The 12,495-nt window shown below is 46.1% G+C and carries 13 protein-coding genes; 9 read left to right on the top strand and 4 right to left on the bottom strand.

Features of this window, described 5'->3' with window-relative positions:
* Positions 1-12 precede the first annotated feature (12 nt).
* From CIK88_RS06580 to CIK88_RS06560, 5 genes are read left to right on the top strand one after another with little or no spacing between them, the layout of a single operon-like run.
* On the top strand, positions 13-405 hold the full coding sequence (locus CIK88_RS06580) for a YkvA family protein (protein ID WP_173815648.1): 393 nt from the start codon (positions 13-15) through the stop codon (positions 403-405).
* Positions 402-1,970 (top strand): NAD(P)/FAD-dependent oxidoreductase, encoded by a 1,569-nt coding sequence (locus tag CIK88_RS06575; protein WP_094435330.1) that lies wholly within the window; start codon positions 402-404, stop codon positions 1,968-1,970. Before CIK88_RS06580 ends, CIK88_RS06575 begins: the two co-directional genes overlap by 4 nt.
* Positions 1,971-2,016: 46 nt before the next feature.
* Positions 2,017-4,467 carry a phenylalanine--tRNA ligase subunit beta gene (pheT, locus tag CIK88_RS06570; RefSeq protein ID WP_094435328.1) on the top strand — a complete coding sequence of 817 codons (2,451 nt, stop codon included), beginning with the start codon at positions 2,017-2,019 and terminating at the stop codon, positions 4,465-4,467.
* A 33-nt stretch (positions 4,468-4,500) separates the two neighbouring features.
* On the top strand, positions 4,501-5,238 hold the full coding sequence (locus tag CIK88_RS06565; RefSeq protein WP_094390792.1) for a YebC/PmpR family DNA-binding transcriptional regulator: 738 nt from the start codon (positions 4,501-4,503) through the stop codon (positions 5,236-5,238).
* Positions 5,239-5,251: 13 nt separating this feature from the next.
* The gene (locus CIK88_RS06560) at positions 5,252-5,524 is read left to right on the top strand and encodes a TIGR03905 family TSCPD domain-containing protein (RefSeq protein WP_094435326.1); all 273 of its coding nucleotides are present in this window, start codon (positions 5,252-5,254) and stop codon (positions 5,522-5,524) included.
* Positions 5,525-5,618: 94 nt separating this feature from the next.
* On the opposite strand, the gene CIK88_RS06555 is transcribed toward CIK88_RS06560, so the two are convergent.
* From CIK88_RS06555 to CIK88_RS12290, 4 genes are all read right to left on the bottom strand, one after another.
* Positions 5,619-7,619: a glycoside hydrolase family 97 protein gene (locus tag CIK88_RS06555; protein ID WP_094435324.1), complete on the bottom strand. Its 2,001-nt coding sequence runs from the start codon at positions 7,617-7,619 to the stop codon at positions 5,619-5,621.
* A 307-nt stretch (positions 7,620-7,926) separates the two neighbouring features.
* Complete coding sequence (locus tag CIK88_RS12385) at positions 7,927-8,025, bottom strand: smalltalk protein (RefSeq protein ID WP_158214619.1); 99 nt, start codon at positions 8,023-8,025, stop codon at positions 7,927-7,929.
* Complete coding sequence (locus tag CIK88_RS06550; protein ID WP_094390789.1) at positions 8,022-8,210, bottom strand: hypothetical protein; 189 nt, start codon at positions 8,208-8,210, stop codon at positions 8,022-8,024. The genes CIK88_RS12385 and CIK88_RS06550 overlap by 4 nt, the downstream gene beginning before the upstream one ends.
* A 57-nt stretch (positions 8,211-8,267) precedes the next feature.
* Entirely contained in the window at positions 8,268-8,849 is a 582-nt protein-coding gene (locus tag CIK88_RS12290; protein WP_144269588.1) for a hypothetical protein, read from the bottom strand.
* Positions 8,850-9,384: 535 nt separating this feature from the next.
* Between CIK88_RS12290 and CIK88_RS12380 the strand changes: the two genes are divergently transcribed.
* Genes CIK88_RS12380 through CIK88_RS06530 form a run of 4 tightly spaced genes read left to right on the top strand, consistent with a single transcriptional unit; the run spans position 9,385 to position 12,479 of the window.
* On the top strand, positions 9,385-9,528 hold the full coding sequence (locus CIK88_RS12380; protein ID WP_158214653.1) for a hypothetical protein: 144 nt from the start codon (positions 9,385-9,387) through the stop codon (positions 9,526-9,528).
* A gap of 21 nt (positions 9,529-9,549) precedes the next feature.
* Positions 9,550-9,927 carry a hypothetical protein gene (locus tag CIK88_RS06540; protein WP_094390787.1) on the top strand — a complete coding sequence of 126 codons (378 nt, stop codon included), beginning with the start codon at positions 9,550-9,552 and terminating at the stop codon, positions 9,925-9,927.
* Between the two features lie 40 nt (positions 9,928-9,967).
* Positions 9,968-11,299: a DNA (cytosine-5-)-methyltransferase gene (dcm, locus tag CIK88_RS06535; protein ID WP_094390786.1), complete on the top strand. Its 1,332-nt coding sequence runs from the start codon at positions 9,968-9,970 to the stop codon at positions 11,297-11,299.
* Positions 11,283-12,479 carry a type II restriction endonuclease gene (locus CIK88_RS06530; protein ID WP_094390785.1) on the top strand — a complete coding sequence of 399 codons (1,197 nt, stop codon included), beginning with the start codon at positions 11,283-11,285 and terminating at the stop codon, positions 12,477-12,479. The genes dcm and CIK88_RS06530 overlap by 17 nt, the downstream gene beginning before the upstream one ends.
* Positions 12,480-12,495: the final 16 nt, after the last annotated feature.

Raw genomic sequence — 12,495 nt, 5'->3', positions numbered from 1 at the left:
AAACTGAAAAATATGGAATTACCTGATTTCATGACTTATGCCAACAAGTTCTCTCAGTCAGACTTCGTTGAAAAGATTTCACGCATCGCTAAACGTGCCGGTGCGAAGTTGGTCTATGCGGCCCTTATCCTGTACTATACGTTACAAAGCGACAAAGTAAGTACAGCCAATAAAGCGCTGATTATTGGAGCGCTGGGATATATGATTAGTCCCTTGGATGTTATTCCTGATGCAATTCCCATTGTGGGATTGACCGATGACCTTGCAGTATTGCTCTATGTACTGAAAAAAGTATGGGGCGATGTGGCACCTGAAATACAGGAAAAAGCAAAACAACGCTTAAGCAAATGGTTTGACGAGGACGAAATAGAAGAAGCAAACGATCTCTTCGGTAAGTCAGAATGATCCGAGAATACGACGTTAGAGTAATACCGCAAGTGGCTGCCTGCGAACAGAATCTTGTGGCGTTTTTGGCAGATGAGTACGGCTTTGACAGACGTACGGTGAAAAGTGTACGTGTCTTGCGGCGGAGTATTGACGCAAGACAACGTAGGGTGGTGGTAAACCTCAAGGTGCGATTATACATCAACGAACTGCCCACAGACGAGGCCTACGAACAGACAATTTATGGCGATGTGTCAGACAAACCTGCCGTTGTGGTAGTAGGCGAGGGGCCTGGCGGACTTTTTTCCGCTTTACGCCTTGTGGAGCTCGGACTTCGTCCTATCGTGTTGGAACGCGGTAAGGATGTTCGCGAAAGAAAGCGTGATCTTTCGTTGATAACCAAAAATCAACGTGTTGATGGCGAAAGCAACTATTGCTACGGAGAAGGTGGGGCAGGTGCCTATTCAGATGGAAAACTCTATACACGTAGCAAAAAAAGAGGAAACACTACCAAAATACTCAATGTGTTCTGTCAGCATGGTGCTTCAACCGCTATATTGGCAGACGCACATCCTCATATTGGTACCGATAAGTTGCCACGTGTGATAGAAAATATGCGCCACACCATTTTACAATGTGGAGGTGAAGTGCATTTTCAAACGAAGATGACACGACTCATGTTGAAAGACGATGTGGTGGTAGGTGTAGAGGCTGTCTATTTACCCACAGGAGAACAGCAAGTTTTCAAGGGCCCCGTGATTCTCGCAACAGGACATTCTGCACGTGATGTCTATCGTTATCTCGCAGATGCGCATATTGAGTTGGAAGCCAAAGGAATTGCTGTTGGTGTGCGCCTGGAGCATCCTTCTGCTCTGATAGACCAAATTCAGTATCATTCTAAACAGGGACGTGGACGTTATCTTCCTGCCGCAGAATATTCTTTTGTGACGCAGGTTGAAGGACGTGGTGTATATTCGTTTTGTATGTGTCCGGGAGGTTTCGTAATACCTGCCGCAACAGATCAGCAACAGATTGTTGTTAACGGAATGTCACCTAGCAACCGAGGTGGACAATGGAGTAATAGCGGTATGGTAGTAGAAATCAGACCAGAAGACGTGGAAGGAGATGATCCACTTTGCATGATGCGTTTCCAACAACAGATGGAGTATGACTGTTGGTTGCAAGGCAATAGGAAACAAACCGCTCCAGCACAACGTATGGCAGATTTCGTAAATGGTAGACTCAGTGCCGACCTACCGCGGTCATCGTATGCACCAGGGCTCATATCTTCACCGCTTCACTTTTGGTTGCCACCAGCTGTAAGCAATCGGTTAAAAGCAGGATTTTTACAGTTTGGAAAGTCATCACATGGCTTTTTAACCAACGAAGCATTGATGATAGGCGTTGAAACTCGTACCTCTTCGCCAGTACGTATTGTACGCGACCGTGACACTTTAATGCACGTTCGCATTAGAGGCCTTTTTCCTTGTGGTGAGGGCGCAGGCTATGCGGGAGGAATTGTTTCAGCAGGCGTCGATGGAGAACGTTGTGCCGAAATGTGTGCTAAATATTTGGGTGTTTGCTGATTTTTTAGTAATTTTGCGCGGAAATTGAAACAATAAATTCATTGCAATGAATATTTCTTATAAATGGTTAAAAGAATATGTTGACTTCGACCTGACGCCACAGGAAGTGTGTGACGCCTTGACATCTACTGGTCTCGAAGTTGACGCACTTGAAGAAGTTCAGAGTATTAAAGGTGGTCTTAAAGGTCTGTATGTTGGCAAAGTAGTCACCTGTGAAATGCATCCTAATTCAGATCATCTGCATGTGACAACTGTTGACCTCGGTCGTGAGTCACTATCGCAGATCGTATGTGGAGCGCCAAATGTTGCTGAAGGACAGAAAGTCATAGTGGCAGATTTGGGCTGTGTCCTGTATGATGGCGATAAGGAGTTTGTTATTAAGAAATCAAAACTGCGAGGTGTAGAATCTTGTGGTATGATTTGTGCAGAAGACGAGATAGGTGTTGGTAATTCACATGATGGAATTATCGTATTGCCTGAAGATGCAAAGGTCGGAATGACTGCCGCAGAATATTACCATTTGGAGAGCGATTGGCTCATCGAGGTTGATATTACTGCCAATCGTGCTGATGCACTTTCACATTGGGGAGTGGCTCGCGACCTTTATGCTTGGCTCAAGCAAAATGGTTATAAAACACAACTTCACAAGCCTTCAACGGCAGATTTTAAGGTAGATAACCACGACTTACCCATTGAAGTGGTTATTGAGAACCAGGAAGCTTGCAAGCGTTATGCATGTGTTAGTGTTACAGACTGTGAAGTGAAAGAATCCCCTGATTGGCTGAAAAATAAACTTTCTACCATCGGTCTGAGACCAATCAATAACATCGTTGATATTACCAACTATGTGATGATGGCACTGGGTCAACCTTTGCATTGCTTTGACGCAGATATGGTAACAGGACGAAAGATTGTAGTGAAAACCATGCCAGAGGGAACTCCATTCCAAACTCTTGATGGAGTAGATCATAAACTTTCAGAACGTGACCTCGCCATTTGTAATGCAGAATCACCTATGTGTATTGCAGGTGTATTCGGTGGAAAGGGTAGTGGTACGTATGAAAGCACTCGTAATGTGGTTCTTGAGAGTGCTTATTTCCATCCTACCTGGATAAGAAAGTCTGCACGTCGCCACGGTCTGTCAACCGATGCTTCATTTAGATTTGAGCGTGGTGTAGATCCGAATGGTACAGTAGAGGCTTTGAAATATGCAGCAATGCTTTGTAAGCAGTTGGCAGGTGGTAAGGTTTCTATGGAAATCTGTGATGTATATCCAAAACCTATTAAAGATGCAGTGGTTGACCTGAAGTTTGACTATGTAAACTCACTCATTGGAAAAAACATCGATGTGGTTACATTGAAGTCAATCTGTCTATCGCTCGAAATGGAAATCATTGAAGAAAACGAACTTGGCTTAACACTTAAAGTTCCAGCCTATCGTGTAGATGTACAACGTCCTTGTGATGTGGTTGAAGATATTTTACGCATCTATGGTTACAATAATGTGGAAATTCCAACACAGTTGAAGAGTTCACTCGTTATAAAAGGTGAGGAAGACCATAAACACAAAATGGCCAATCTCGTCAGCGAACAACTTGTTGGCATGGGCTTCAATGAAATTCTAAATAATTCGCTGACAAAAGCCGCTTATTATGGTGAACGTCAGGATACGTTGGTGAAAATCATGAATCCGCTTTCATCTGACTTGAACGTCATGCGACAATCATTGCTTTATGGAGGATTGGAAAGTATTGAACACAATGCCAATAGAAGAAATGGAAACTGCCGTTTCTTCGAATTTGGAAATGTTTATTATTTTGATCCGAATAAGACAAATGAAGAAAATCCAATGCAAGCCTATACAGAACAGTATCACCTCGGTATTTGGCTCACTGGTAAACGAATCACAGGATCTTGGGCGCATCCTGACGAAGATTTCTCATTTGCAGAACTGCGCGCTTACGTTGAAAACATCCTTACTCGAATCGGATTACAGTCTGGTATGGTTGTGCGCAAAAAATCAACAAATGAGATTTTTAGTGCTGGACTGACATACGAAAATCGTGGTGGTAAGGTTTTGTTGGAGATGGGCGTTCTGTCAAAGAAGGAACAGAAAGCTGCAGGTATTGACACACCTGTATATTATGCAGAACTGAATTGGACAGCTTTGATGAAAGCTGTACGCAAACAAAAGGTTCTTTACACCGAGATTGCAAAATATCCTATAGTAAGCCGTGATCTTGCATTGCTTATTGATCAACAGGTTGAATTTGCTCAGATTGAGGAGGTTGCCCGTCAGACAGAAAAGAAACTCTTGAAGAAAGTGGAACTCTTTGACGTCTATGAAGGAAAGAACCTTCCAGAAGGTAAGAAAAGCTATGCAGTAAATTTCATTCTCCAGGATACTGAGAAAACGATGGGAGATAAACAGATTGATGCTATCATGCAGAAGCTCATCAATAACCTTAAGCAGAAACTTGGTGCCGAACTTCGTTAATTCAAAGAAATAATAATAAAAAAATACAATAAAATGGGAAGAGCATTTGAATATCGTAAAGCTGCAAAGCTGAAAAGATGGGGCCACATGGCCAAAACATTCACAAAAATTGGTAAACAAATAGCAATTGCCGTTAAGGCTGGTGGACCAGACCCTGACATGAACCCTGCTTTGCGTGCCATTATTGCCAATGCAAAGCGCGAAAACATGCCGAAGGATAACATCGAGCGTGCTATCAAAAACGCCATGGGTAAAGATCAGAGTGATTATAAGGAAGTGACTTATGAAGGATATGGTCCTCATGGAATTGCCATCTTCGTAGATACACTGACCGACAATACCACCCGTACTGTGGGAGACGTACGCTCGGTATTCAACAAGTTCAACGGAAACTTGGGTACTCAAGGATCACTCTCTTTCCTTTTCGACCATAAGGCCGTGTTCACTTTCAAAAAGAAAGATGGATTGGATATGGATGAGATGATTCTTGACCTCATTGATTACGGAGTAGAAGATGAATTCGACGAAGATGAGGAAGAAAACAGCATCACCATCTATGGTGATCCGCAGTCTTTTGGCGCAATTCAGAAGCATTTGGAAGAAAACGGATTTGAAGTAACAGGCGCTGAGTTTACTCGTATTCCTAACGACCTCAAAGATGTTACTCCAGAAGAGCGTGAGACTATCGACAAAATGGTTGAAAAGCTTGAGGACTTCGATGACGTTCAGACAGTTTATACAAACATGAAGCCTGAAATCGTAGAAGAATAATAAGTAGGTCTCTATGGCAACAAAGCATATTTCTTACGAAACGCATGGTACGTGTTCTAGAATGATTGATGTAACTTGCGATGAAAATAATATTATTCAGCAGGTCTTTTTTCTTGGAGGTTGCAACGGCAATCTTCAAGGAATTAGCCAACTGGTGAAAGGACAGCATATTGATGATGTGATCCACAAAATTAATGGAATCCGTTGTGGAACCAAAAACACCAGTTGTCCTGACCAACTTTGTAGAGCTTTGGAAATACTTAAAGAAAAAGCGGTTGATGATTAATTCATCAACCGTTTTTACTTCGTATGCTCAGCATGAACATTGTTTAACCCCAAAAACGTTTTCACGTAGGCAATCGAAGCCTTAAACATAAAGTTTATTCGATGATGATACCGCCATTAGGCTGAATCACAACCTTTGCCTTACCATCCTTTCCAACCTTCAAGGTCTTCTTGACAGAAGTGAAGAACTTCTCGCCCTTCTTCTTGGGTTGGTCGGTGATATAAGTAACGGTCTTACCCGCAAACATCGGCAAATCCAAGGTCAGGACAAGAGGCTTGTCGGTTGCATTCAAACCACCCACAAACCATCTGCCAGCTGTAAGCGCTGCACCCGAACCATTCTCTACACTCGACTTGCGGGCCACTACCGCATACTTGGTTGGATAACCGGCAATATACTTGATATCCTCCCAAGCTGTAGGTACATTTTTGAGCCAATCCAACTCCCACTGTGGCACATCCTGCAAGTTGTTAGGATAGAGACAGATGCAGTTCACGCTGCTTTGGTTGGTAATGGCAGTAGCCATCTCAAACACATCGCTGGTATAACGCTGATGACGGCTCTTGTTGTCCTTGGAGAAATACTTGTTCATCATCACGCCACCCCAGTCGAAACTAGCTACGGCATTTCTTGCAAACGGATGCATCGTCATCTCGAAAGCCTCCTTCTTGGCATGATAATCCGTGAAAAATACATTCTCTGAAGCCAGGGCAGCCTCACTCGAAACATAGTTAGGATACATACGCTCCCAGCCACGAGGCATGGTGCAGCCATGGAAGATAACCTCCAAGCCATAATCGTTGGCATCGCTGAGGATATCCTCGTAAAGCTTCATCGTCTCCTGCTTGTCGCCACCGAAGAAATCCACCTTGATGCCTACTACACCAATCTTCTTCATCCAAGCCATCTCCTTCTTGCGGGCGATGGAATTGTTCATGATCTGACGAGGAGTCTGGGGTGCATCATTCTCGAAACCGTTGGAATTGTACCAGAGCATCAGCCTTACCTTCTTGCTCTGTGCATACTTACTCAACTCTTCGATGCGCTTTCTGCCTATCTGCTTGTCCCACCAGTTATCTACCAGAACAGCCTCGTAACCCTGGGCTGCAGCCACATCCACCATTTTCACCTGGTCATCATAGTTGATGGAACCATCCTGCCAGATGAGCCAGCTCCAGGTATAGCGTGATGGCTTGTAAGTCTGGGATGCCTCATACAAAGGCTCCACCACATCGTAAGGGATAGTGGTCTCTACGACAGGAGCCAGCGAAGAACCCACGGTGATGGTACGCCAAGGAGTCTCGCCCGGCAATGGGATACCGGCATATTCAGAACCAATGCCATTGTTCTCACCCTTCTGAGGAAAGGCGATGGTATAGCCCTTGCCCGGCTCGTAATCTGAAAGACGGCAGCCAGGATAAGCACTCGACACACCGGTTTCGCTGACCAATACCCATCCGTCACTGCCCACCTTGAAGAGACATGGGAAAGTATAGCCAACCCCGAACTGTGACTTCACGTTCATAGGAGCATCAGGAGTATATTCCTCCTCATAAGATGGCTTGGTGCGCTCCCAACCGGTCATCGGAGTAATCTGAGGACAGAGGAAGGTAGTGGTCTTCTCCGGGAAATTGAATCCGCTCACCTCATTATATATAATCACCGACTTAGGATTATCCTTCTCAGGACGGCTCATCTCATACCTGTAGGCGATGTCGTTGTTGCTTACATGAAGATGGAGGGTCATGGAATCCTTCTTACTGTTGAGGAAACCGATGGTAGCATCCACCACATCCTTCCTGATATCACTCTTCTTGATGCGGCTCATCTTGTAAGAAAGCGGCTTCACTTCACCACCATTCAGGATGCCCATGGTGAGATCCTTTGAGAAATCACCGTAATTGGCAACCAATCCGAGCGCCGAAGTTCCCAGCATCTGCTTGCCATTGTAATCTACCGTGTAGGAAGCCTTGCCTCCCTCACAAGCAACATTCACCACCAATTTACCGTCTGGCGACTTCACCGTATAATTGTTAGCCTGCATACCCAAAGCAGCAAGCAACAAAATACCAGCGATACTCATTTTTTGCTTCATATTATTTCCTTTTTAGGTTTGATTTATTTTTAAGGCTTGTTTTTATGCTTGCAAAGATAAGCAAAATCTTGAAGAAAGAGGTGGAAGAATCATTCAAAAAAAACAGGAGGACAAAAAAACAGGGTGACAGGTTCCCGTTTCACTCTTGACGCAGAAACATGAAACATGAAACATGAAACCTTAACCCTTAACCGTGAACCCTTAACCCTTAACCGAAAATAACCCTTAACCGAAAATAACCCTTAACCCTAAAAAAAACACCCACGAACCACACTGTGCGGTTCATGGGTTTGCCAGAGGGAGCAAGTCATCCGATGGTGAAACCAAGAGCCGAGAGAACGGCAGTGATGGTGGTCAAAGCAATGTTGATGATGACGCTCCACTTGTTTTTAGAATCTTGAGTCATGATAGTTTTCTGTTAATGATGTCACGATAGTCTTTAATGCCGAGAAAGGTGGCACATAGTATCAAGAGCTGGGCAACGAGGATGAGTACCGATCCCGAAATCTCACCTTGCGGAGGCATCATCATGCCAGCTGCAGCAAAGAGGATGGCACAGACGAAACTGGCCAATGAGAGTATTCGTTTCATACGCTAACTGTGTGGGGGTTAAAGCGTCCCGCGGACGTTCCGCAGGGACGCTGTGGTTCATCCTTCCAGGCCGCCACCGCTGGCGCTTCCACCGCTGGTGCTTCCACCGCTGGTGCTTCCACCGCTGGCGCTTCCACCGCTGGCGCTTCCACCGCTGGCGCTTCCACCGCTGGTGCTTCCACCGCTGGTGCTGCTGCCGTTAGCATCCTCAGTGCCCTTCAGGAGCGAGTCGATGTTGATGAACTCGGCCTTCTTCAGGAACTCGCGGCTGGAGATGTTCAGCTCCGTGGCCTGCTCGGGCAGGAAGCGGATGTGCAGGGCTTTGAGGTGCTTCCCGACGTTAAAGTCCTCCTTCTTCTGCGCACCGCCTGGTTGGTTCTCCAGCGTACAGTAGAACGTGCCGAGGCCGTCAATCTTCACCTTTTTCGACTCCAGCAGCATCTCAACGAGGCACGCGCGAAACCTCTCCAGCACGCCGTACACCACGTCGGGCGTGTAGATAGAGCCGTGCTCCGAGATGTGCTGCGCCAGCCGGCGCGTGTTCAGCGTTTCGAGGTTCTTCACCTTCGCGAAGTGCTTGCCGTAAGCAGCCGACTTCGTGTTCTTGTTCTCTTTCACTTCATAGATAATCTTTGCCATAGTTGTGTGTTTTCATGGTATTAGAATCCTTTGCGGCCAACTGCATCGGGTGGCCGCCTCCCGCTTTCGTGTCTCTCATGATTGACTCTGCAAGTGAAGTGCAAGGCGAACGCAGAGCTGAGCTCGCTCGATGCATCTCAAATGCATCGGCAAAGGTACTACATTTCTCGCCTCGTTCCAAATTTCAGCCCTCCAATTGGGGCGATTTTCAGCACCAATTCACGCCGTTTTTGACGAGCCGTAATTTTCGAGGCATAAATCCGCAATATACGGCCATCGTGTTTTACTTCTCGTCGATGGCGGGCAAGGTGCACCGATTTCTTACACCTTACAATCTTACAATTATAAATTTTCGTGTGCTTATAGTTATAGTAGTATATATATTATATAATATATATACTACTATCTCTTTTTCATTCTCATTTTCATCAATTGTAAGATTGTAAGACTGTAAGATGTAAGGCGTAAGACGGTCAGAGGCAAATTGCCAATAATTACTAAAGATGTCGGCAAAGTGTGATAAGTATCAGAAAAAATGTGTAACTTTGCAGACATATTGACTGAACATATGTACGGCATAGACATCAAAGAGGACGAACTGTTGGCGATGGGCGGCGGCATTGGACGCGCATGGCCTACAAAGGCACACTCGGCTATGAGCGGCAGGGCGACAATATAGAAACGAAAGAATTGATAAACGATGAATACAGAAGTGCTGCTTGATGAATGGTACGGAACAAGGAAAGAGCTGTTCGACTTGGAAGAATGGCTTGACATTGATGCGTTCGATGACGTTGACGATGACGGCAACGTTTTCCATGTAGCAGAGCATGATATATACAAGAAGCAATACGAAATCATCGTCAGCGCAATGGGAACGATGAATGCTGACTCCGTGTTCTATGATTGGAGCAACTTCAACTTTGAAATTGTATCTGATGACGGATTTACGCAGGTTCTGTCAAGTGTACCGCAAGCATACATGCGAAAAAGCATCCGCAAGGCGTACAACAATTTTCTTGAAAGATTCAAATTGGGTAGCTCCGAAATGAACAATTGGGAATGGAACGTATCGTAGTTAACAATACAGAAAAACTACAATCAAACGACAACCAACAATGGCAAAGAAGAAGCAAATACAAGATATAAGATTGGCCGACTTCCCTGAAGAAGAGGGTGAGCAGAACGGCATGAACGTACGGATATATGGCGAGACGAGCTATGAGAACCAGATGGCGGTGCTGAGCCACTATCTGCATAACGGAGGCATCGAGGGCAACGACATTGAGGCACGCGAACAGCGAGAGGAAGTCGTGGCCGCAATACTTGAATTCTTGGAGCGTAAGAAGAGCCAGCAACCAAACCTCGATTTTGAGCCGACGGAGGAATTGGCTTGGATGGCGGCAGAAAATCCCGCAGAATACAACCTGTTTGCAGATTTCTTTCAAGTACCATTTCCTGACCCAGAACAGCCGCGTTTTACGTTCATAGATTTGTTCGCTGGCATGGGAGGCTTCCGCTTGGCGATGCAAGCGCAGGGAGGCAAGTGCGTGTTTTCATCTGAGTGGAACAAGTACGCCCAAAAGACCTATCTTGCCAACTTTGGCGAGATGCCGTTTGGCGACATCACTAAAGAGGCAACAAAGAATTATATCCCTCAGCAATTCGATATTCTATGCGCGGGCTTCCCGTGTCAGCCATTCTCTATCGCTGGCGTATCGAAGAAAAAGAGTCTTGGACGCGAGACGGGCTTCAAAGATAAGACACAAGGAACTTTGTTCTTCGATGTGGCCGACATCATCAACCGCCATCGCCCCAAGGCTTTCTTTCTGGAGAACGTCAAGAACCTCACCTCGCATGACAAAGGAAAAACGTTCCGCGTAATCCGTGAGACGCTGGAGGAATTGAACTACTCCGTCCACTATCAGGTGATGGATGGTCAGACCTATGTACCACAGCATCGCGAGCGTATCATGATTGTCGGCTTCGACCGCAATCATTTCCACGGAGAGGAACAGTTCACGTTCCCTGAACAGCATGAGGCGACAAGGGCAATACAAGAGATACTTGACCCGAACATTGATCCGAAATACACTTTGAGCGATAAACTCTGGTTGTACCTCCAGACATACGCAGAGAAGCACAAGGCAAAGGGCAATGGCTTCGGTTTCGGCCTCGTAGACCTCAACGGAATCAGCCGCACGCTCAGCGCACGCTATTACAAGGACGGTTCGGAAATCCTTATTCCGCAAGGCGAGGGCGTGAATCCTCGCAAACTCTCCCCAAGGGAATGTGCCCGACTGATGGGCTATCCCGATAACTATAGGCTCGACCAAGTTTCCGATGTTCAGGCATACCGCCAGTGCGGAAACTCCGTCATCGTGCCGCTTATCACCGCAGTTTCAGAACAAATCATAAGAACTATCAACGAATATGAGCGAAATATCTAACGCAGCGATTCAGAGCGTGCGGCAGTCGCGAGCCGCCTGGTGTCGATTCATCACAGGCAATGACACTGGCACTACAGGGAGCCATCAGGCAGGTTTCTACATTCCCAAGTGCGCATCGGCTTTGCTTTTCGACGAGCCAGGACGCAAGGGCGAGAACAAGGAAAAGACTGTGCAGATAAAGTGGCAGGACGATTTCACGACTGAAAGCTGCATGAAGTATTATGGGCAGCGAACACGCAACGAATACCGCATCACACGCTTTGGTCGCAACTTCCCATTCTTGCAGGATGAAAACGTGGGCGACCTGCTCATCATCGCTAAGTTCACCGAAGAGGATTATGCTGGCTATGTGCTGAGTTCCGATGAGGACATTGACGAGTTCTTTGCCTATTTCAATCTTGCCCCAGACGAGACCAACCAACTCATAGACATCGATGGAAGCGTAAAACCCGACGAGAAGATAGCTCAACTTTTGCAGAGTTTCGTCGCACAGTTCAACAACTTTCCAGAAACCCGACAGATGGCACAAGGGGCCAGAGATTGTTACAACAATGCTTATGGCATCGCTGAAAACGCTCTTCGCAACAAACCTGACGAAGTGCTGCTGAATTGGGTGGACACAGAATACCGCCTCTTCAAGTGCATGGAAGAAAAGGTCTATGCCGACGTTATCAGCAAGCCATTCGGCAGTATCGAGGCTTTCGTGCAGACTGCCAACGAAGTACTGAACCGCCGGAAATCTCGTGCAGGAAAGTCGCTCGAACACCATTTAGCCGACATTTTTACACATAACGAGCTTGTGTTTGAGGAGCAAGCCATCACAGAAGACAACAAGAAACCTGACTTCCTGTTTCCCAACGGCGAGTGCTATCACAATATGCAATTCCCAGCTGACGATTTGATAGTGCTTGGCGCAAAGACCACCTGCAAAGACCGATGGCGGCAGGTATTGACCGAGGCCGACCGTGTGGATGTGAAATATCTCTTCACGCTCCAGCAAGGAATCTCCAAAAACCAACTGAAAGAGATGCATGACTCTCGCCTGACGCTCGTCGTTCCCCACAAGTACATTGCCAGTTTCCCGCAGGAATATCAGAGCGAAATCAGCGACCTCAAGAGATTCATCAGTCTTGTCAGACAAAAGCAGGAACACCTGCCCAAACACTATATATTGTTTTGACGGCATGCAGCAAAAC

This window comes from Prevotella sp. P5-50 (assembly GCF_002251295.1).
Lineage (GTDB): Bacteria > Bacteroidota > Bacteroidia > Bacteroidales > Bacteroidaceae > Prevotella.
The sequence above is the reverse complement of the archived record's forward strand: the minus strand, read 5'-3'. Positions and strand labels throughout refer to the sequence as shown.

Excerpts from the sequence above, each read along its gene's own strand:
- CIK88_RS06580 (WP_173815648.1), top strand. The coding sequence starts at position 13 with ATGGAATTACCTGATTTCATGACTTATGCCAACAAGTTCTCTCAGTCA.
- CIK88_RS06575 (WP_094435330.1), top strand. The coding sequence starts at position 402 with ATGATCCGAGAATACGACGTTAGAGTAATACCGCAAGTGGCTGCCTGC.
- pheT (WP_094435328.1), top strand. The coding sequence starts at position 2,017 with ATGAATATTTCTTATAAATGGTTAAAAGAATATGTTGACTTCGACCTG.
- CIK88_RS06565 (WP_094390792.1), top strand. The coding sequence starts at position 4,501 with ATGGGAAGAGCATTTGAATATCGTAAAGCTGCAAAGCTGAAAAGATGG.
- CIK88_RS06560 (WP_094435326.1), top strand. The coding sequence starts at position 5,252 with ATGGCAACAAAGCATATTTCTTACGAAACGCATGGTACGTGTTCTAGA.
- CIK88_RS06555 (WP_094435324.1), bottom strand. The coding sequence starts at position 7,619 with ATGAAGCAAAAAATGAGTATCGCTGGTATTTTGTTGCTTGCTGCTTTG.
- CIK88_RS12385 (WP_158214619.1), bottom strand. The coding sequence starts at position 8,025 with ATGACTCAAGATTCTAAAAACAAGTGGAGCGTCATCATCAACATTGCT.
- CIK88_RS06550 (WP_094390789.1), bottom strand. The coding sequence starts at position 8,210 with ATGAAACGAATACTCTCATTGGCCAGTTTCGTCTGTGCCATCCTCTTT.
- CIK88_RS12290 (WP_144269588.1), bottom strand. The coding sequence starts at position 8,849 with ATGGCAAAGATTATCTATGAAGTGAAAGAGAACAAGAACACGAAGTCG.
- CIK88_RS12380 (WP_158214653.1), top strand. The coding sequence starts at position 9,385 with ATGTGTAACTTTGCAGACATATTGACTGAACATATGTACGGCATAGAC.
- CIK88_RS06540 (WP_094390787.1), top strand. The coding sequence starts at position 9,550 with ATGAATACAGAAGTGCTGCTTGATGAATGGTACGGAACAAGGAAAGAG.
- dcm (WP_094390786.1), top strand. The coding sequence starts at position 9,968 with ATGGCAAAGAAGAAGCAAATACAAGATATAAGATTGGCCGACTTCCCT.
- CIK88_RS06530 (WP_094390785.1), top strand. The coding sequence starts at position 11,283 with ATGAGCGAAATATCTAACGCAGCGATTCAGAGCGTGCGGCAGTCGCGA.